Origin of the sequence: Mycolicibacterium agri (assembly GCF_002553505.1) — a bacterium.
GTDB classification, from domain to species: Bacteria; Actinomycetota; Actinomycetes; order Mycobacteriales; family Mycobacteriaceae; genus Mycobacterium; species Mycobacterium agri.
This window is the reverse complement of the sequence record NZ_PDCP01000026.1, coordinates 71,381-88,741: the sequence shown is the minus strand read 5'-3', so window position 1 is coordinate 88,741 and position 17,361 is coordinate 71,381. Positions and strand designations below refer to the sequence as shown.

The window sequence follows — 17,361 nt, the reverse complement described above, 5'->3', positions numbered from 1 at the left end:
GGAGCCGGCGCAGGGGCGGGGTTGTTCACGGCGGGACCGTTCACCCGCACCGGGGCTGGGTTGTTGACGATCACCGGGACGGAGGCCGGGCCGTCGCCCGACGAGGTCAGCGACGGGATGTCGATCGTGGACGGCAGGTTGATGACAGTCGAAGGCGCGGCCGCGGTGCTGGCCGCCGGCTCGGCGCTGGTCGAATTCATCAGGTAGACACCGCCGAACGCGGCGGCGCCTGCGACTGCCAGGCCCGCGACGGCCAGCAGGCCTTTGTTCGCTGTCGAGGGCTGCGCGGGCGCCTGCACCGGATGCGGCGCCGGGGCGTAGCCGTTGTGGTATGGGCCGTAGGTGGGGTGCTGCGGGTAGTGGCTGTACATGATCTCTCCTGTTCTGTGTTTGCCGCCCGGTGGCGGGTGCTGTCACAGGTAGGAGCGATCGGCGTAGACACATCGCACACTTTTTTCGAAGGATTTTTTCAAGCGGGCGGGAGAAACCCCATCCACGCTGGTCAGAGCCAGATTCGATACTCCCAGACGGGTGCACCGGTCAGAGGTCGGAAGCCCCGCCGTCGACCACCAGTTCGGTGCCGGTCGTATAGGTGGCGTCGAACCCCAGGTAGAGGATCGCCCTGGCGATCTCCTCGGGTTCACCGAACCGCCCCATCGGGTTGGTGGCCTTGACCTGCTCCAGGAATTCCCGCGCCGCCGCCGCGGGCATGGTCCGTTCCAGGATGCCGGTGTCGATCGGGCCGGGGGAGACGGCGTTGACCCGGATACCGCGGTCGATCAGTTCCCGGGCGAACGTCCGCGTCAACGACCGCAGGGCCGCCTTCGTCGCGGAGTACACGCTCGTCGTCGCGATGCCCTTGGAGTTGCTCACCGATGTCGTGAGTACCGCGGCACTGCCGGATGGCATGAGCGGCAGGAATTTCTGCAAGGTGAAGAACGGAGCCCTGGTGTTGACCGCGAACAGCTCGTCGTAGGTCGCCGCACCGGTGTCCTCGATGGTGGCGTTGGCGGTGATGCCGGCGTTGAGTACCAACAGGTCGACGGCACCGAATTCTGCAGCGGCACGTTCGGCCAGGGCGTCGATGCCGGTGACGGCGTCGGAGGCCAGCACGACCGCATCCGGACCCAGTGCGGCCCTCGCGGTTTCGAGTGATGACGGTGTCCGTCCAGTGACCAGGACGCGTGCCCGTCCGGCGATCAGCAGTCTGGCGGTGGCCAGACCGATGCCGCTGGTCCCGCCGGTGATGACGACCCGTTTGCCCGCATAGTCGCTCACAGCTGGGACTCCCCACCGTCGACGACGAGTTCGATGCCGGCGACGTATGTCGCGTCAAACGCCAAAAAGGCCACCGCCGGAGCGAATTCGTCTGGATGACCCCACCGCTTCATCGGGCTGCTCTGCTCGAATTCCGCCTTGAGCGCAGCGGCCTTGTCCGGAACCTCCTTGTCCAACTTCCCCGTCTCGATCGAGCCCGGGCTCAGGGCGTTGACCCGGATACCCCGGGGTAGCAGTTCCCGGCTCAGCGTCCGGGCCATCGAGCGCAGCGCGGCCTTGCTGGCCGAATACACGCTGAGAGCGTCCCATCCCGTTTGGTTGGCGATCGAGGTCGTCAGCACCACTCCGGCGCCGTCGGACAGTAGCGGCGCCAGTTTCTGCACCGTGAAGAACGGCCCTTTGGTGTTGATCGCGAACACCTCGTCGAAAGTCTGCTCGGTGACGGCGAAGAACGGGTCGAAACTACCGATGCCCCCGTTGGCCACCAACGCGTCCGCGGTACCGAACACGTCCCGGACCCGGCCGGCCAGCGCCTCGATGTCCGCGAGCGAACTGGCGTCGCTGCGCACGGCGATGCCGTTGTCGCCGAGGCGTCGGGCGGCGTCGTCGAGAGTGTCCCGGTTGCGCCCGGTGACCAGAACCCGGGCACCGTTGTCCACCAGATACTGCGCGGCCGCCAACCCGAGCCCGCTGCTCCCGCCGGTGATGACCACGCTCTTGCCCTCGTATCTACTCATGCACCCGAGTGTTCGGCCGTCCCGTGCCGCTGTCCAAGACCTGCTCGGCACCGCGATATTCCGAAATTGCATAGCGCGGAATATGGCCGAATGACGGCAGGTTGGACGGCGCATGGAGATGACCGGTGAATGATTACGGGGCCGACCTGGAGTTACGCCTGGTCCGATATTTCACGGTGCTGGCCGAGCATCTGAACTTCAGTCGGGCGGCCGCGGAGTTGCACCTGGCACAGCCCGCGCTGAGCCGGCAGATCCGGCGCCTGGAGCACAGTCTGGGTGTCTCCCTACTGGACCGCACCCCGCAGGGGGCGCTGCTCACCGAGGCCGGTAAGTCGTTTCTCCCCGAGGCGCATGCGCTGCTGCGGGCCGCGCGCCGGGCGACGCTCACCGCCCGCGCTTACACGCCCACCGGCCGGATCGTCATCGGATACGTAGAGGACCTCATCATCACACCCGCTGTTCGGGAACTTCGCCGCCGCCACCCCGAGGCCGACATCGGCACCCGCCATCTCGGCTGTCATGAGGAGGGTGCGTTCACCGATGGGCAGGTCGACGTGCTGGTGGCCAGGGCGCCGCTGCTCATCCCGACCGACGGGGTGCGGACCACGGTGCTCTATGAAGAGCCGCGGATGTTGGTGCTGCAGGCGGATCACCCACTGGCCGGCCGGGAGTCGGTGTGGTTGGAGGACTTCGCACCCGGCGAATCGGTCATCTGTTCACACGGCGGTGCCCGGGCGATCTTCCCGGCAGGCTCCTATCGGCCGAGCGAACCCGGCCCGCTGTCGGCCGGACCGCTCATCGAGAGTTTCGAGGACAGGCTGGAGCTCGTCGCGGCCGGACAGGCGGTCGCGGTCCTCCCGGTCGGCGACCGGCGTAGCTCGGTGCGCCCCGACCTGACCACCGTGCCGTTGAGCGGGTTCCCCGCCAGCACCGTCGTCGTCGCGACCCGCATCGGTGAGGCGAACCCGCTGGTCGCCGAGTTCGTCGCCGCGGCGCGCGAGCACCTCAACGGGTGAGCACCCGAACACCCCGAGACGAGATTGTCTGGGTGTACCCCGGCCTGGACGGGGCGATCGCCAAGCGGCTGGACGGGCCGTACCTGCCGGGCAAGCGCGAGATGGGAAAGGTTCAACACCACCGCAACTCACAGTCGGCGTGCGAGCATATCCTTGCCCGGCCCGTCGAGATCCTTGACCGCGTCGCGGCGGCCGGCCATCGCCATCAACAGCGCCTCGCCGCTGCCGCGCACTTCCGGCCCCTTGCCGTGCGACCAACCCATATCGGTGGCCACCAGGCGCAGCCCGCGGACTTGTCGCGCGCCCAACAGCCGCGGTGCATACAGCGAGAACTGCAACGCCACGCGGAGGCGGTCGGGATCGATGGTGCGCGGTATGCCGAGCGGTCGGCGGATGTCCTGCTGATGGATCATGCCGTCAGTCAACGCGATCTTTCCGCCGAAACCCGCGGTGATGCCCTGCGGTTCGGCGAATCGACGCACCAGCGCGAGCAGCTCCCCCGGCGGCACATCGGCGTACTCCGCGACGCCGACGGCGTTCGCCCCGCCGCGCGTCACCAGCCCTTTCGCCATGCGCTTGAGCAGCTGGGTGCGCGTCAGTGGATCGAAGCCGATGGCGTGGGCGACGACGTCGCGGACCCGCCACTTCTCGCACAACGAGGGACTATCCCATTGTTCGGGTGTCAGGCCCTCAAGCAGCGCGGCCAGTTCCACACGCTCGTCGCGGGCCATCCTCATGATCGACGCTCTCTCGTTTTCCACTTGCGCCAGCCTTCGCCCCGACGGACGTGGGCGTCAACCCGCGGTTTGGACGCAGACACCGACCGCGCCCGCGCCCACGTGCACCGCGAGCACCGCGCCCATCTCCGTCACGACCGGCGGCGCGATCTGCGGCAGCCGCACGGTCAACTCCTTGGCGATGTCGTCGGCGTCGTCGGGGTTGTCGACGTGATGCACCGCTACCGTCGCCGCGCCGTCCCCGACGACCTCGGCGACCTGGTCGATCATTGCCGCGTGTGCCTTCGTCGCGGTGCGGATCCGCTGCCCGAGCACCAACCGGCCGTCGACATCGAGGCACAACAACGGCTTCAATGACAGCGCCGAACCCAATAGCGACGCGCCGCGGCGAATCCGTCCGCTGCGCCGCAGGTTGTCCAGGCGATGCACCACGATGAACGCGTGGCCGAACGGCACGACCGCACGGGCCGCGGCTTCGACCGCGTCGAGATCTGCCCCCTCGGCCGCCGTCTGTGCGGCGGTCAACGCGACGAAGCCGACGCCCATCGCCGCCGAGCGTGAGTTCACAACCCGCACGGCGGGCCCGAATTCGCGTGCCGCCGACACCGCCGAGCCGTAGGTGCTCGACAGCGCCGCGGAGATGTGCACGGCCACCACCCCGTCGCCGCCGCTCTGTTCGAGCGCATCGCGATACGCGTCGGCCAGCTCGGCCGGGGTCGCCCCGGCGGTCGTGACGTGGCGTTGATGAGCGTCGGCGGGTACCTCGTCGACGCCGTCACGAAAGTCCTTGCCGTCCAGCAGGATATGCAGCGGAACCTGGCGGATGCCATAGCGTTGCAGCTCCTCCTGCGCCAGGCGGGAAGACGAATCGGTCACTACGACGACGGCCATGCTCAGGCCGAATCCTCACCGGTGACGCCGGCCTGCTGCAGCGCCTTGAGCATCAGTTCGGCCACCGCTTGGTGCGCCTCGAAGTTCCAGTGAATACCGTCTGGGTTGCCGCGCCCGTCCATGATGTGTTCGGCGACAGCGGCTTTCAGGTCGACAAGCGGAACATCGTGCTGTTCGGCCCATTCGGATATCGCCCTGGCGGTCGCCGCCCTGCCGTGGTGCGCCTTGCCGTAGGTGTCGGCGATGTGCACGGACGGCAGCGAGGCGACGATTGGTATGCCCGGCCGGTTGAAATCGATCGCGCCCCTGGTCAACTCGAGGTATTCGACAGACACGTGCGGCGGCAACGCGTTTCGCGCGACCGGCGAGAGCCTGGGCTGGACCCAGCCGTAGCCGTCGCGCACCCAGCGGCGCAGCCACGGCGGACGCACGTAGCGGATGAGTTCCCGCAACGCCGTCGGCAGCGGCGACGGCAGCGAGTCCATTCCCCCGGTCGCGAAGATCACCGCACCGGCGCGCGGCAGCGCGGCCCATGCGCGCGGATCCTGCGTCGCGGCCCACCACACGTCCCGGCAGGTCCAGCCGATCCGGCCGATCAACTCGACATCCCAATCAAGATGTGCGGCAACAATATTGGGCCAAATCCGTGGATCGTCGGCCGGTAGCCCGCCGGTAGGCCCGTAGTAGGCAAGCGAATCGCAGAACACGAGCAGAGTGCGCCGGTCAGAGGACATCGGTGGCGACCTGTGCCGAGGCGTTCCATACATCGAGCCGCCACCGGATGTCGCTCAACACCGCATCCTCGGCGGAATGACCCGACAGCTGCACCCAGCTGGCGTTGCCCATGCCGCCCAGCGCGGGCCAGTTCTCCACCGGCAGCTTCAGTAACGCCGCCGTCAGGGCGGCGATCAAGCCGCCATGCGCGACGAGGATCACGGGCCGCTCGGGTTCGTCGTTGCCCCAATCGGTTTGGGCTTCGACGAGCTCGGCCATCAGCGGCATGCTGCGGTGCGCGACGTCGACGCGGCTCTCCCCGCCGTGCGGCGCCCAGGTGGCGTCGTCGCGCCAGGCCATGCGCGCACCCGGCGCCGTCGCGTCGACCTCCAGATGGGTCATGCCCTGCCACTCGCCCAGATGTGTTTCGCGCAGCCTGGCGTCCACGTCCACCGGTACACCCGACCGCTCGCCGAGCGCGACGGCGGTGTCCAGGGCGCGGCGCAGATCTGACGAGACGATCAGCAGCGGCTGCCGCTTGGCGAGCACCTCGGCGACGGCGACGGCCTGGTCGCGGCCGAGATCGCTGAGTTCGGTGTCGAGCTGACCCTGCATCCGGTTGCCGGCGTTGAACTCGGTCTGCCCGTGCCGCAGCATCACCAGGCGGCGGGTTCTCATGACCCCGAATCCAGGTCGACCGGGACGGTGGGGCAGTCCCGCCACAACCGGTCCAGCGCATAGAAGTTGCGCTCGTCCTGATGCTGGATGTGCACGACGATGTCGATGTAGTCCAGCAGCGTCCACCGCCCTTCGCGGGCGCCCTCGCGGCGGGCCGGTTTATAGCCGGCAAGGCGCATCTTCTCCTCGACCTCGTCGACGATCGCGTTGACCTGACGCTCGTTGGAGGCCGACGCGATGACGAAGCAGTCGGTGATGACCAGTTGATTCGACACGTCGATGACCACGACATCGTCGGCCAGCTTGGAGGCGGCCGCCCGCGCGGCTATGGTTGCCATCGCGATCGCTTCTCCGGAGGCGGTCACCGCGAATGCTCCTTCTTTGCAACGTTTTCCGTGCGATAGAGGCGACGCTTGGAGACGTATTGCACCACCCCGTCAGGCACCAGATACCAGATCGGTCTGCCCTCCTCGGCGCGTTTGCGGCAGTCAGTCGACGAGATCGACAGCGCGGGGACCTCGACGAGCGTCAGCGCGTCGTCGGGCAACTCCTCCAGCGCGTTCTTGATGTGTTTGCCGTCGAGGTCGTAGCCGGGCCTGCTCACCCCGACGAATCGGGCGAGCCCGAACATCTCCTCCCAATCCTGCCACGTCAGGATGGAGGCCAGCGCGTCGGCGCCGGTGATGAAGAACAGGTCGGTGTCCGGGTTCTGCGCCCGCAGGTCGCGAAGTGTGTCGCGGGTGTAGGTCGGGCCGCCGCGGTCGATGTCGACCCGGCTCACCGAGAACCGCGGGTTGGAGGCGGTCGCGATGACCGTCATCAAGTAGCGGTCCTCCGCCGCGGTGACGTGGCGGTCCTTTTGCCACGGCTGCCCCGTCGGCACGAACACCACTTCATCGAGCCGGAACAGAGCGGCCACCTCGCTCGCCGCGACCAGGTGCCCGTTGTGGATGGGGTCGAACGTCCCACCCATCACGCCCAGCCTGCGTCGGGATTGCACGAATAGCCAGCTTACGGCAGTGCCGCGGGCGGTCAGACGCCCGAGAGCCGATGCGCCCCCAGCAGTTCGGACACCTCGAACGACGCGCGATCGGCCCGGTAGACGTCGCGGGCGTACTCGACGCAGCGGCCCGTGCTGTCCTCGGTGCGGCGGGTCAGCAGCGTGCCGGCCGATCCGGCGCGCACGTCGAGCTGGGTACTTGTCGCGTCGTCGAGCACGATCGACTCCAGCACCGCGGTCGAGCGGGCCAGGTCGATGCCGTATCGGTCGCGCAGGATCGCCCACAGCGATCCGTCGTCGGACACGTCGAGAATCCCTGGCGTCAGGTCCGCCGGCAGAAACGTCGTCTCCAGCGCGAACGGCACGTCATCGACCGAGCGCAGCCGGTGAAACACGTTGACCATCGCGTCGTCGTCGAGGCCGAGCGCCAGCCGCACGGCAGGCGTCGGATGCTGGTGTTCGGCCCACAGCAGGCGTGCGGCAGGCCGGCGCCCCATCCGAGACACCTCCTCCGAGAAGCTGCCGATGTGGAAGCGCACCCGCGGTTCGGCGACGAAGGTGCCGCGCGGCGGCTTGCGGTACACCACCCCTTCGCTTTCCAGCAGCGACAGCGCCTGGCGCGCGGTCATCCGGCTGACGCCGTGCTGCTCGGCCAACTCGCGCTCCGAGGGCAGCAGCGTGTGCGGGCCGAGTTGTTCGGTGGCGATGCGGTCGCGGACGAGAGCCGCGATCGCGATGTACCTGGGGGTGGCGGGTGGGGAACTATCCCGCGTCGCGGCGGTGCTGGCCGGTAGGCGGCGGCGCCGTTTGGCGGCGCGGTTGCGCGCGGGTGGCATATCTGCAGCGTAACCACGTCCACCAACCACGTGGTCTAGGCCATCGGGTTTGTAAACACTTCGTGATCGCCATTCCGGTGTCTTGACGGTGCGCTGCGCCACACCCATACTACGGTTCAACCGCATGGTCTATACCACTGGAGGGAACGATGACCAATCCGGAACCTTCGGCCGCCAGCGACGCCGCTGACCTGGCAAAATTCGGCTACAAGGAAGCCCTGGAGCGGCGCACCGGACGGTTCGCCTCGTTCGCCGTCGCGTTCGCGTTCGTCTCGATCGCGACCGGCATCTTCACCACCTACGGTTCGGTGCTGAACTCGTCGGGGCCGATGGGCATCTGGACGTGGCCGATCGCAACCATCGGTCAGCTGGCCGTCGCGTTCGTGCTGGGCGCGCTGGCCGCGCGGATCCCGGTGACCGGCTACCACTACCAGTGGATGTCGCGGCTGGCCAACCCGATTCTGGGCTGGATCCTGGGCTGGATCTCGTTCACCTTCCTGGCCATCGTCGTCTGCGCGGTCGACTACACCATCGCGTCGACGATCTTCCCGGTGCTGCTGCACTACGAGGGCACCCCGACCATCGCGTGGCTGGTCACCGGCGCCGTGCTGCTGCTGCAGGCGCTGTTGGTCGGCTTCTCGACGCCGTGGGCCGAGCGGGTGAACAACACCTTCGTCTCGCTGGAGCTCATCGGCATGGTGTCGCTGACGGTGCTGCTGCTGGTCGTCGCGGCCGTGCGCGGCGAGATGGACTTCTCGAACCTGTTCAGCAAGGGCGCCATTCCCGCCGAGGGTTATTGGGACTTCGGCGACCTGACGACGGCGGGGCCGTGGATGCTCGGCTTCCTGCTCGGCGCCTTTACCATTGTCGGGTTCGAGTCGGCCGCCAACCTCGCCGAGGAGACCAACGACCCGGAACGGGTTGTGCCGCGCGCGATGTGGCAGGCGGTGCTGGCGTCGGGCGTGCTGGGTTTCCTGTTCATCCTCGCGGTGACGCTGGCCGCCGGTGACCCGATCGCGCTGGCCGAGTCCGGCACGCCGATCGCCGATGTCATCGAGAAGACGCTCGGTTCGGCGGTGGCCACCCTGCTGCTGGTGATGGTGGTGCTGGCGATCTTCGCGTGCGGTCTGGTCATCATGATCACCGGTGTGCGGTTGACGTGGGCGATGTCGCGTGACAAGCGCTTCCCCGGCTGGCAGCAGTGGAGCCAGATCTCGCCGAAATTCCACACCCCGCTGAAGGCCACGGTGCTGTATGTGGTTCTGGCCGAACTGATCCTGGCGATCTTCTCGCAGTCGGAGACCGCGCTGTTCACCTTGTTCGGCGCCGCGACGCTGCTGCCCGCGGTGATGTACGCCTCGACGGTGGTGCTGTATCTGATCAAGCGCAAGAGCCTGCCGGTCAGCGACAAGTTCAACCTCGGCGCGTGGGAGATCCCGGTGCTGGCGGTGGCGGTGGTGTGGCTGGTGTTCGAGCTCTCGCTGTTCCGGGACTCCAGCTTCAAGGAAGCGTGGGCATACGTCATCGTGATGGTGGTGATCGGCGCCTGCTATCTCGGTTACCTGTTGGCCACCCGCGGTAAGAGCGGGCTGACCATGCCGGGTATGGGCTCGATCGACGCCGAACTGGAGGCCGAGGCCGCAAAGGATTGACGATGCAGCATTACCTGGCGATTGACCAGGGCACTTCGGGCACGAAGGCCATCGTGGTCGACGACGCCGGGCAGATCGTGTCCATCGCCGAGGTCGCCGTCCGGCCGGACTATCTGGCCGGCGGCGCCGTCGAGCAGGATCCCGAGGCGCTGTTCGACTCCGTCGTCAGTGCCGGGCGGAAAGCCTTGGCGCAGGCCGGTGTTCCCGTCGCCGCGGTGGCGTTGGCCAACCAGGGTGAGACGGTGCTGGCGTGGGACCGCGACACCGGTCGACCGCTGACCCCCGCGGTGGTCTGGCAGGACCGGCGCGCCGAATCTGTGTGTGCGCCGCTGTCGTCCTCGGCCGACGTGATCGCCCGACGCACCGGTCTGGTGCTCGATCCGTATTTCTCCGCGCCGAAAATGGCGTGGATCCGGGCGAACATGACCACCGACGGCGTCGTCACCACCACCGACACATGGCTGGTACACCGGCTGTGCGGCGCGTTCGTCACCGACGCGGCCACCGCGAGCCGGTCGCTGTTGCTCGCGTTGGACTCGGTGGCCTGGGACGACGAACTGGTCGGCCTGTTCGGGCTGACCGGCGAAGCGATGCCCGAGATTGTGGCGTGCGATCAGATTGTCGGCCGCACAGACGTTTTCGGTCCCACAATCCCGGTGGCCGGGCTGATCGTCGACCAGCAGGCGGCGCTGCTGGCCGAAAGCTGCCTGGCGCCGGGCGACGCCAAGTGCACGTACGGCACCGGTGCTTTCCTGTTGGCCCAGCTCGGCGGCAACCCGGCACGATCGGCGTCGGGGCTGACCACCTCGGTGGCCTGGCGACTGCGTGACGAGACGGCCTACTGTGTCGACGGGCAGGTCTACACGGCGGCATCGGCGGTGCGGTGGGCCGTCGACCTCGGGCTGATCCCGTCCGCTGATCAAATCGATTCCGTTGCAGCCGATTCCAGCGACGGTGTGCTGTGCGTTCCCGCACTGGCCGGGCTGGCCGCGCCGTGGTGGGATTCGGCCGCGGCGGCGTCGTTCACCGGGATGACGCTCAGCAGCGGGCGCGGACAGCTGGTCCGGGCGCTGTTGGAGGGCATCGCCGCTCAGGTGGCCGCGCTGGCCGACCTGGTGGCCACGGACCTGGGCCAGCCGCTGACCCGGCTGCGGGTCGACGGCGGGCTCACGCAGTCGAAGGTGCTGATGCAGGCGCAGGCCGACCTGGCCCGCATACCCGTCGACGTGTATCCGTCGTTGCACGCCACCGCGCTCGGTGCCGCCGCATGCGCCAGGCTGGCGCTCGAGCCCGGCCTCGAGGTGGCACAGGCCGTCGGCACGTGGACACCGGAACACACCTACGAGCCTCAGTGGTCGGCCGACCGCGCCGCGGAATTCATGACTCGATGGATGCGCGCAGCCGAAGCCGTTGCCGCACAGAAGGAGACGACAACCGCATGAGCGGTACCCAGGTCAGCGACGTCATCGTGGTCGGCGCCGGAATCGTCGGCTGCGCGATCGCGCGGGCACTGGCAGGCACGAACCTGTCGGTGACGCTGCTGGAGGCGCGCGACGACGTCGGCGACGGCACCAGCAAGGCCAACACCGCGCTGCTGCACACCGGATTCGACGCCACGCCGGGAACGCTGGAGTCGCGCCTGGTGGCGCGCGGCTACCAACTGCTGGGCGACTACGCCGAGCAGACCGGCATTCCGGTCGAGCGCACCGGCGCACTGCTGGTGGCGTGGACGGACGAGGAGCTTGCCGCCCTTCCCGGGCTCAAGGAGAAGGCCGAACGCAACTCCTACCACGACTGCGAAATCGTCGACACCGACGAGGTGTATCGCCGTGTTCCCGACCTCGGGCCCGGCGTGCTGGGCGGGTTGACGGTGCCCGGCGAGTCGATCATCTGCACGTGGACCACCAACCTCGCGCTGGCCACCGACGCCGTCGCGCGCGGCGCGCAGTTGACGCGCGGCGCCCGGGTCACCGCCGCCACGGTCGGCGACGAGTACACGACGCTGCAGACCACCCGCGGCGAGGTCCACGGCCGCTGGATCATCAACGCGGCGGGTTTGGGCGCCGACTATCTCGACGCCGCATTCGGTTACGACCGCTTCACGGTCACGCCGCGGCGCGGCGAACTGCTGGTGTTCGACAAGCTGACTCGGCCGATGGTGCCGTGCATCGTGTTGGCGGTGCCGTCGTCGCGCGGCAAGGGTGTGCTGGTGAGCCCGACCATCTACGGCAACGTGATGGTCGGGCCAACCTCGGAGAATCTCGAAGACCGCAGCGCCACAGGCACTACCGAGAAGGGCTTCGAGTTCCTGGTCTCCAAGGGCGAGGCGCTGATGCCGTCGCTGTTCGACGAGGAGATCACCGCCACCTACGCCGGCCTGCGCGCGGCGATCGACCGCGACGACTACCTGATCGACCTCGACGCGGCGGCGCGCTACGTGCTTGTCGGCGGTATCCGCTCCACCGGGCTGACGTCGGGGATGGCGATCGCCGAGTACGTGACGGGGCTGCTGTCGGATGCCGGCGTCGACGTCACCGAACGACCGGATCTTCCTGCGCCCCCGCGGATGCCGAACATCGGCGAGGCGTTTCTCCGGCCGTATCAGGACAACGCGCGCATCGCCGCCGACCCCGAGTACGGCCGCATCATCTGCTTCTGTGAACGCGTTACCGCGGGCGAGATCCGCGACGCGTTCGCCTCGCCCATACCGCCAGCCGACCTGGACGGTCTGCGCCGTCGCACCCGGGTGATGAACGGCCGCTGCCAAGGCTTTTACTGCGGCGCCAACACCAAGGCGGCGCTCGAGACTCGCGGCGGTGTGCGATGAGCGACCAACATGTGGCCGTCGCGATCGTGGGCGGCGGGCCGTCGGGGCTGACCGCGGCCGCCGCGCTCGCCGGGCAGGTCGACGGCGAGGTCCTCGTCATCGAACGCGAAGCCGAGACCGGCGGAATCCCCCGCCACAGCGACCATCCCGGCTACGGCATGCGCGATCTGAAGCGGTTCATCTCCGGCCCCGCCTACGCCCGACGGCTCACCGCGATGGCGCAGGACGCCGGCGCCCTGCTGGAGACCGAGGCGATGGTGACGGGCTGGGCCGGTAACCGGGCGCTGCGGATCACCTCACCGCGGGGCGTGCGGACCGTGACGGCCGACGCGGTGGTGTTGGCCACCGGCGCACGCGAACGGCCGCGGCCTGCCCGACTGGTGCCCGGCGACCGCGCCGACGGCGTGTACACCACCGGGCAGTTGCAGAACCTGGTGCACATCCACCACGCCGACGTCGGCCGCCGCGCGTTGATCGTCGGCGCGGAACTGGTGAGCTGGTCGGCGGTGCTCACCCTGCGCGAAGCCGGTTGCGCGACAGTGGGAATGGTCAGCGCCTACCCGCAGTCGGAGGCCTACGCCGCGTTCCGGCTGCCGGGGCGCTTCCTGTTGGACGGGCCGGTGTACACCCGCAGCCGCATCGTCGACATCAAAGGCAAGGGCCGCGTCCGCAGCGCGGTCGTCGAGCACCTCGACACCGGCGAGCGCACCACCGTCGACTGCGACACCGTGGTGTTCACCGGCGACTGGATTCCCGACCACGAACTGGCCCGCACCGGCGGCCTGGCGATGGATGCCGCCACCCGCGGCCCCGTCGTCGACGCCGCGCTGAGGACCAGCAGCCCAGGGGTTTTCGCGGTCGGCAACCTTTTGCATCCCGTCGACACCGCCGACGGCGCCGCGCTGGACGGACGCCATGTCGCCGGCGCCGTGTCGCGCTGGCTGACCACTCGCGTGCAGCCGCCGAAGGCGGTGCGTATCCGGACCGATGGCCCGTTCAGATGGGTTGCGCCGCAGCTTGTCTCGTCCGAGGGCGGCGCCGCCGCGAGGGGTGACCTGCTGTTCTGGGTCGACGAGTACCGCAGGCTGCCCAAGCTGCGGGCCGTGCAGGACGGCCGGACGCTGGCGGTCGAGCGCACGCCGTGGCCCGCCGCGCCGGGGCGGGTGTATCGGGCGCCGTGGTCGCTGGTGGCCGACGCCGACCCGGCGGGCGGCGATGTCACGGTGTCGTTCGCCTGATCACCCGGCACCGACATACCACCCTGCGCCGAGATCGACTTTTTGGCGGCTTTTTCTCGCACTTTCCCGCCCGTGTGTCGGTTTGGGCGTAAAGGGGGGCGGCTAGATCGGGGCGTAAGGTGGGGGCTAGACCGGGAGGAGGGCGTCGATCACGCCGGCCAGCTGTTTGGCTGACCGGCATTCGTGCATCGTGATGACCTCTTCATAGCGGGGCACCGCCGAATCGCCGCTACCCCACAGATGCCTCGGCTCAGGGTTGAGCCAGTGCGCATGCCGCGACGCGTTGACCATGTGCGCCAGCAGTTCGGTTTCGGGATTGCGGTAGTTGTTGCGGCCGTCGCCGAGCACCAGCAGAGAACTGCGCGGCGACAACACATTCGGGTACTTGTCCAAAAACGACACGAAAGCGTGCCCGTAGTCGGAATGGCCGTCGCGGGTGTAGACCCCGGCTTCCCTGGTGATGCGCTGCACCGCGACGGCGAGATCGGCGTCGGGGCCGAACAGGTCGGTGACCTCGTCGGTGGTGTCGATGAACGCGAAAACCCGCACCCGGCTGAACTGCTGGCGCAGCGCGTGCACCAGCAGCAGCGTGAAATGGCTGAAGCCCGCGACCGAACCGGACACGTCGCACAGCACCACCAGTTCCGGCCGCGCCGGGTGCGGCTTCTTGAGCACCACGTCGATCGGCACCCCGCCGGTGGACATCGACTTGCGCAGCGTCTTGCGCAGGTCGATCTCGCCGGCGCGCGACCGCCGCCGCCGCGCCGCCAACCGGGTGGCCAGCGTGCGGGCCAGCGGCGCCACCACCCGGCGCATCTGCCGCAGCTGTTCGCCGGAGGCACGCAGGAATTCGACGTTCTCGGCCAACTGCGGCACGCCGTACATCTGCACGTGGTCGCGGCCCAGCTGCTCGGCGGTGCGCCGCTTCGTCTCGCCCTCAACCATCTTGCGAAGCTGCGCAATGCGTTGAGCCGCAATGGCTTTGGCGATCTGCTCCTGCGTCGGGGTCGGCTCGTCGCCGTAGGGCGCCAGCAGGCCGGCCAGCAGCCTGCCCTCGAGATCGTCGAGGTTCATCGCCTTGAGCGCCTGATACGACGAGTACGAAGGGCCGCGGCTGGAGTTGTACCGGCCGTAGGCCTCGACGATCTGGGCGATCATCGCGGCCAGTCGCTCGTCCATGTCGGCCAGCTCTTCGTTGTCGGTCAGCAGATCGAGCAGCATCTGCCGCATCGCCTCGACGTCTTCGGGCGGCAGCCCCTCGCCGTCGGAATCCTCGTCGTCGAGCACGGTCTTGGCGCCCAGCGCCGCCGGGAAATACAGGTCGAACATCGCGTTGTAGGTGTCGCGGTGATCGGATCGGCGCAGCACCGCGCACGCGATGCCTTCCCGCAGCGCCTCGCGGTCGCCGAGCCCCAACACCGACACCACCCGACCGGCGTCGACAGTCTCCGACGGGCCCACCGCAATGCCTTGCGCCCGCAGCGCTTCCACGAACTCCACCAGATGGCCCGGCAGGCCGTGCGGGGCCAGCGGCTGCGGAGGTCGGGTGCGGCGGACGGCCATCGCTACTCCTAGAGGACTAGTTGAGCCGGAGCTCGCCTGCGGCCTTGACCTGATCGGACTGGTGCTTGAGCACGACGCCGAGCGTGGCCGCGATCAGTTGGTCGTCGATGGTGTCGAGGCCCAACGCCAGCACCGTGCGGCCCCAGTCGATGGTCTCGGCCACCGACGGCAGCTTCTTGAGCTGCATGCCCCGCAGCACACCGATGATGCGAACCAGCTCGTCGGCCAGGTGCTCAGGAAGCTCGGGCACCCGCGACAGCAGGATGCGCCGCTCGAGGTCGGGATCGGGAAAGTCGATGTGCAGGAACAGGCATCGCCGCTTGAGCGCCTCGGACAGCTCGCGGGTGGCGTTCGACGTCAGCACGACGAACGGCGCCCGCTCGGCCTCGATCGTGCCGAGTTCGGGCACGGTCACCGCGAAATCGCTCAGCACCTCCAGCAGCAGGCCCTCGATCTCGATGTCGGCCTTGTCCGTCTCGTCGATCAGCAGCACCGTCGGCTCGGTGCGCCGGATCGCGGTCAGCAGCGGACGCGACAGCAGGAACTCCTCGGAGAACACGTCATCGCGGGTCTGCTCCCAGTCGCCGTGTCCGGCCTGGATGCGCAGGATCTGCTTGGCGTGGTTCCACTCGTACAGCGCGCGCGCCTCGTCGACGCCCTCGTAGCACTGCAACCGCACCAGACCCGAACCGGTGGCTTGGGCCACCGCGCGGGCCAGTTCGGTCTTGCCGACACCTGCGGGCCCTTCCACCAACAGCGGCTTGCCCAGCCGGTCGGCGAGGAAAACCGCGGTGGCGGTTGCGGTGTCGGGCAGATAGCCGGTTTCGGCCAGCCGTCGCGCCACATCGTCGATGTCGGCGAACAGCGGCGCGGGGCGTGCGGGGACGCTCACGTATGTCTCCTAATCAGGCCGGGCGGGTGTGGCCGTCTCCCCACACAATCCACTTGGTCGAGGTCAATTCGGGCAGGCCCATCGGTCCGCGGGCATGCAGCTTTTGAGTGGAGATGCCGATCTCGGCGCCGAACCCGAACTGCTCGCCGTCGGTGAACGCCGTCGACGCGTTCACCATCACCGCGGCGGCGTCGACGCGTTCGGTGAACCGTTGCGCCGCAGCGAGATCCGTCGTCACGATGGCTTCGGTGTGGCCGGTGCCGTACTCGCTGATGTGGTCGATCGCGGCGTCGACGCCGTCGACCACCGCCAGCGCGATGTCCATCGACAGGAACTCGGCGCGCAACTCCTCCTCCGAGGGATCGGCGTGCACCGTCACACCCGCGTCTTGAAGCGCCTTGGTCAGCCGCGGCACCGCGGTGTCGGCGATGGCCTTGTCGATCAGCACCGACTCGGCGGCGTTGCAGACGCTGACCCGACGGGTCTTGGCGTTCAACAGGATTCGTTCGGCGACGTCAAGGTCGGCGGAGCTGTGCACGTAGACATGGCAGTTGCCGACACCCGTTTCGATCGTCGGCACCTGCGCGTCGCGCACCACCGCGTTGATCAGACCCGCTCCCCCGCGCGGAATCACCACGTCGACAAGGCCGCGCGCCTGAATCAAATGGGTGACGCTGGCGCGGTCCTCGCAGGGCAGCAGCTGCACGGCGTCGGGCATCCGGTTCTCCATCGCCAACGCGTCGCGCAGCGCGGTGACGAGGGCCTGGTTCGACCGCGCCGCCGACGAGCTGCCGCGCAGCAGCACCGCGCTGCCCGCCTTGAACGTCAACCCGAACGCGTCGACGGTCACGTTCGGCCTGCCCTCGTAGACCATTCCGATCACGCCGATCGGGACCCGCTGCTGACGCAGCTGCAGGCCATTGGGCAGGGTGCGGCCGCGCAGCACCTCACCGATCGGGTCGGGCAGCCCGGCGACCTGCCGCAGCCCCGAGGCGATGGCGTCGATTCGCTGCGGGTTGAGCGCCAACCGGTCCAGCATCGCGTCAGGTGTGCCCGCGGCCTTGGCGGCGGCCAGGTCCTCTTTGTTCGCCTCGATGACGGTGCCCGCCTCGCGCAGCACGTTGTCGGCCGCCGCATGCAACACCGAGTTCTTGGCTTCGGTGCTCAGCGTGGCCAGTTCCCGCGCGGCCACGCGGGCCCGGCGTGCCGCGTCGTGCACCTGCTGGCGCAAGTCGGGCATCGACGGTGCGTCCAGACTCATCGGTCCAGCGTATCGGACCTGATTACGGCGCCGACGGCGGC

The 17,361-nt window shown here is 68.6% G+C and carries 17 protein-coding genes and 1 pseudogene; 5 read left to right on the top strand and 13 right to left on the bottom strand.

What is annotated here, in order from left to right:
- From CQY20_RS16105 to CQY20_RS16095, 3 genes and pseudogenes are all read right to left on the bottom strand, one after another.
- Positions 1-371, bottom strand: a pseudogene (locus CQY20_RS16105) (hypothetical protein); the annotation flags it as partial.
- 169 nt (positions 372-540) lie between these two features.
- Positions 541-1,278, bottom strand: coding sequence for an SDR family oxidoreductase (locus CQY20_RS16100; RefSeq protein ID WP_097941076.1), 738 nt, complete (start codon positions 1,276-1,278; stop codon positions 541-543).
- On the bottom strand, positions 1,275-2,015 hold the full coding sequence (locus tag CQY20_RS16095; protein WP_097941075.1) for an SDR family oxidoreductase: 741 nt from the start codon (positions 2,013-2,015) through the stop codon (positions 1,275-1,277). Before CQY20_RS16095 ends, CQY20_RS16100 begins: the two co-directional genes overlap by 4 nt.
- A gap of 125 nt (positions 2,016-2,140) precedes the next feature.
- On the opposite strand from CQY20_RS16095, the gene CQY20_RS16090 reads away from it, so the two are divergent.
- Positions 2,141-3,031: a LysR family transcriptional regulator gene (locus CQY20_RS16090; protein ID WP_097941074.1), complete on the top strand. Its 891-nt coding sequence runs from the start codon at positions 2,141-2,143 to the stop codon at positions 3,029-3,031.
- Positions 3,032-3,159: 128 nt separating this feature from the next.
- On the opposite strand, the gene CQY20_RS16085 is transcribed toward CQY20_RS16090, so the two are convergent.
- From CQY20_RS16085 to CQY20_RS16055, 7 genes are read right to left on the bottom strand one after another with little or no spacing between them, the layout of a single operon-like run.
- Positions 3,160-3,768: a maleylpyruvate isomerase family mycothiol-dependent enzyme gene (locus CQY20_RS16085; RefSeq protein ID WP_097941088.1), complete on the bottom strand. Its 609-nt coding sequence runs from the start codon at positions 3,766-3,768 to the stop codon at positions 3,160-3,162.
- A gap of 57 nt (positions 3,769-3,825) precedes the next feature.
- Complete coding sequence (locus CQY20_RS16080; RefSeq protein WP_097941073.1) at positions 3,826-4,659, bottom strand: DegV family protein; 834 nt, start codon at positions 4,657-4,659, stop codon at positions 3,826-3,828.
- Positions 4,660-4,661: 2 nt separating this feature from the next.
- Entirely contained in the window at positions 4,662-5,393 is a 732-nt protein-coding gene (gene octT / locus CQY20_RS16075; protein WP_097941072.1) for a diglucosylglycerate octanoyltransferase, read from the bottom strand.
- Complete coding sequence (gene gpgP / locus CQY20_RS16070; protein ID WP_097941071.1) at positions 5,383-6,051, bottom strand: glucosyl-3-phosphoglycerate phosphatase; 669 nt, start codon at positions 6,049-6,051, stop codon at positions 5,383-5,385. Before gpgP ends, octT begins: the two co-directional genes overlap by 11 nt.
- On the bottom strand, positions 6,048-6,416 hold the full coding sequence (rsfS, locus tag CQY20_RS16065) for a ribosome silencing factor (RefSeq protein WP_097941070.1): 369 nt from the start codon (positions 6,414-6,416) through the stop codon (positions 6,048-6,050). Before rsfS ends, gpgP begins: the two co-directional genes overlap by 4 nt.
- The gene (nadD, locus tag CQY20_RS16060; protein ID WP_097941069.1) at positions 6,413-7,051 is read right to left on the bottom strand and encodes a nicotinate-nucleotide adenylyltransferase; all 639 of its coding nucleotides are present in this window, start codon (positions 7,049-7,051) and stop codon (positions 6,413-6,415) included. Before nadD ends, rsfS begins: the two co-directional genes overlap by 4 nt.
- 32 nt (positions 7,052-7,083) lie before the next feature.
- Positions 7,084-7,887 (bottom strand): GntR family transcriptional regulator, encoded by an 804-nt coding sequence (locus CQY20_RS16055; protein WP_097941068.1) that lies wholly within the window; start codon positions 7,885-7,887, stop codon positions 7,084-7,086.
- 149 nt (positions 7,888-8,036) lie between these two features.
- Here CQY20_RS16055 and CQY20_RS16050 point away from each other — a divergent pair, with 149 nt between their 5' ends.
- Genes CQY20_RS16050 through CQY20_RS16035 form a run of 4 tightly spaced genes read left to right on the top strand, consistent with a single transcriptional unit; the run spans position 8,037 to position 13,604 of the window.
- The gene (locus tag CQY20_RS16050) at positions 8,037-9,539 is read left to right on the top strand and encodes an amino acid permease (protein ID WP_097941067.1); all 1,503 of its coding nucleotides are present in this window, start codon (positions 8,037-8,039) and stop codon (positions 9,537-9,539) included.
- Between the two features lie 2 nt (positions 9,540-9,541).
- The gene (locus CQY20_RS16045; protein WP_097941066.1) at positions 9,542-10,981 is read left to right on the top strand and encodes an FGGY family carbohydrate kinase; all 1,440 of its coding nucleotides are present in this window, start codon (positions 9,542-9,544) and stop codon (positions 10,979-10,981) included.
- Positions 10,978-12,366 carry an NAD(P)/FAD-dependent oxidoreductase gene (locus CQY20_RS16040; RefSeq protein WP_097941065.1) on the top strand — a complete coding sequence of 463 codons (1,389 nt, stop codon included), beginning with the start codon at positions 10,978-10,980 and terminating at the stop codon, positions 12,364-12,366. Before CQY20_RS16045 ends, CQY20_RS16040 begins: the two co-directional genes overlap by 4 nt.
- Positions 12,363-13,604, top strand: coding sequence for an NAD(P)/FAD-dependent oxidoreductase (locus tag CQY20_RS16035; protein WP_097941064.1), 1,242 nt, complete (start codon positions 12,363-12,365; stop codon positions 13,602-13,604). The genes CQY20_RS16040 and CQY20_RS16035 overlap by 4 nt, the downstream gene beginning before the upstream one ends.
- 126 nt (positions 13,605-13,730) lie before the next feature.
- On the opposite strand, the gene CQY20_RS16030 is transcribed toward CQY20_RS16035, so the two are convergent.
- The 3 genes from CQY20_RS16030 to CQY20_RS16020 are packed head-to-tail and all read right to left on the bottom strand — an operon-like array spanning position 13,731 to position 17,320.
- Positions 13,731-15,167, bottom strand: coding sequence for a vWA domain-containing protein (locus CQY20_RS16030; RefSeq protein WP_097941063.1), 1,437 nt, complete (start codon positions 15,165-15,167; stop codon positions 13,731-13,733).
- A gap of 16 nt (positions 15,168-15,183) precedes the next feature.
- Complete coding sequence (locus CQY20_RS16025; RefSeq protein WP_097941062.1) at positions 15,184-16,059, bottom strand: AAA family ATPase; 876 nt, start codon at positions 16,057-16,059, stop codon at positions 15,184-15,186.
- Between the two features lie 13 nt (positions 16,060-16,072).
- Positions 16,073-17,320, bottom strand: a complete 1,248-nt coding sequence (locus CQY20_RS16020) for a glutamate-5-semialdehyde dehydrogenase (RefSeq protein WP_097941061.1) — start codon at positions 17,318-17,320, stop codon at positions 16,073-16,075.
- Between the last annotated feature and the right edge of the window lie 41 nt (positions 17,321-17,361).

Bases quoted from the DNA above. Each gene is read 5' to 3' on its own strand.
- CQY20_RS16095 (WP_097941075.1), bottom strand. From the start codon at position 2,015: ATGAGTAGATACGAGGGCAAGAGCGTGGTCATCACCGGCGGGAGCAGC.
- CQY20_RS16085 (WP_097941088.1), bottom strand. From the start codon at position 3,768: ATGAGGATGGCCCGCGACGAGCGTGTGGAACTGGCCGCGCTGCTTGAG.
- CQY20_RS16080 (WP_097941073.1), bottom strand. From the start codon at position 4,659: ATGGCCGTCGTCGTAGTGACCGATTCGTCTTCCCGCCTGGCGCAGGAG.
- octT (WP_097941072.1), bottom strand. From the start codon at position 5,393: ATGTCCTCTGACCGGCGCACTCTGCTCGTGTTCTGCGATTCGCTTGCC.
- gpgP (WP_097941071.1), bottom strand. From the start codon at position 6,051: ATGAGAACCCGCCGCCTGGTGATGCTGCGGCACGGGCAGACCGAGTTC.
- CQY20_RS16055 (WP_097941068.1), bottom strand. From the start codon at position 7,887: ATGCCACCCGCGCGCAACCGCGCCGCCAAACGGCGCCGCCGCCTACCG.
- CQY20_RS16050 (WP_097941067.1), top strand. From the start codon at position 8,037: ATGACCAATCCGGAACCTTCGGCCGCCAGCGACGCCGCTGACCTGGCA.
- CQY20_RS16045 (WP_097941066.1), top strand. From the start codon at position 9,542: ATGCAGCATTACCTGGCGATTGACCAGGGCACTTCGGGCACGAAGGCC.
- CQY20_RS16040 (WP_097941065.1), top strand. From the start codon at position 10,978: ATGAGCGGTACCCAGGTCAGCGACGTCATCGTGGTCGGCGCCGGAATC.
- CQY20_RS16035 (WP_097941064.1), top strand. From the start codon at position 12,363: ATGAGCGACCAACATGTGGCCGTCGCGATCGTGGGCGGCGGGCCGTCG.
- CQY20_RS16030 (WP_097941063.1), bottom strand. From the start codon at position 15,167: ATGGCCGTCCGCCGCACCCGACCTCCGCAGCCGCTGGCCCCGCACGGC.
- CQY20_RS16020 (WP_097941061.1), bottom strand. From the start codon at position 17,320: ATGAGTCTGGACGCACCGTCGATGCCCGACTTGCGCCAGCAGGTGCAC.